Source organism: Streptomyces bikiniensis (genome assembly GCF_000716625.1).
Taxonomy (GTDB): Bacteria; Actinomycetota; Actinomycetes; order Streptomycetales; family Streptomycetaceae; genus Streptomyces; species Streptomyces bikiniensis.
This window is the reverse complement of record NZ_JNXJ01000110.1, coordinates 1-885: the sequence shown is the minus strand read 5'-3', so window position 1 is coordinate 885 and position 885 is coordinate 1. Positions and strand designations below refer to the sequence as shown.

The window sequence follows — 885 nt, the reverse complement described above, 5'->3', positions numbered from 1 at the left end:
CCCACGCACGGCGCCCGGGACTTCCCCGAACCACAATGCGGCCCGGCCCCCGGCCCCCGCAGCCGGATCGTGACATATTCCACAGGCAGGTGTAGTGCGCGCTGGCGGCGCGCGCTCCCGTTGCGGGGCAGGCGTGGCACGGGCGGGAGGCCGGGGAGAGCGGCCGCGACCCCTGCCGGGTCGCCGGAGGCCTTCCGTCCTGCTCCGCCTGACCCTTCGTCCGAAGGGATTCACTACGATGTCCGCACCCGCCGCCCCGCCCCGCGCGTACGGTGGCAGGACCATGTCCCTGTTGGAGGTGCCGATGAGCGCGCAGCCCGACCACCACGCTCCCGTCCCGCCGTCCGCGCCCGCCCCCGGCGCCCCGGCCGAGCTCCTCGCCCAGCTGCGCGCCGACGAGCGCGCGCCGCAGTGGGTGCCGGCCTTCGAGCGGGAGTGGGCGGCCGCGTTGGAGGAGTCGCGCCGCACCTTCTCTCTCGCCCCTCTGTACGAGGTCGTCCAGGACTGGCAGGGCCGCCTCGCCTCCGCCCCGGCGGTCGACGCGTTCGTCGCCTCCGGCTACGACGACAGCCAGTTCATCGACATGGCGCAGCTCCGCGGGCGGCGCCGGTGACCGACCAGCCCTACGCGGTCCGCTTCTCCGCCCCGGCCGCGAAGGTCCTCGACACCCTGCCCGAGTACATCGAAGACATGGTGTGGGACGTCCTGGACGCCGCCGCCGACGCCCCGTGGGGCTTTCGCCAGTGGAACGAGAACGACCCCGAGGGCGAGGACATACGCCACGCCTCCATCGGCCAGCTCTCCCTCACCTACTGGGTCAACCGCCCCCTGCGCCGCCTGTCCGTCCTCACCATCACCTGGCTCGGATAGCCGCCCTGGCGAAAC

The 885-nt window shown here is 73.8% G+C and carries 2 protein-coding genes; both read left to right on the top strand.

What is annotated here, in order from left to right; all coding sequences use genetic code 11:
• The first annotated feature begins 304 nt into the window (after positions 1-304).
• On the top strand, positions 305-613 hold the full coding sequence (locus OO47_RS32950) for a DUF6247 family protein (RefSeq protein ID WP_030223515.1): 309 nt from the start codon (positions 305-307) through the stop codon (positions 611-613).
• The gene (locus OO47_RS32945; RefSeq protein WP_030223511.1) at positions 610-870 is read left to right on the top strand and encodes a hypothetical protein; all 261 of its coding nucleotides are present in this window, start codon (positions 610-612) and stop codon (positions 868-870) included. Before OO47_RS32950 ends, OO47_RS32945 begins: the two co-directional genes overlap by 4 nt.
• Positions 871-885: the final 15 nt, after the last annotated feature.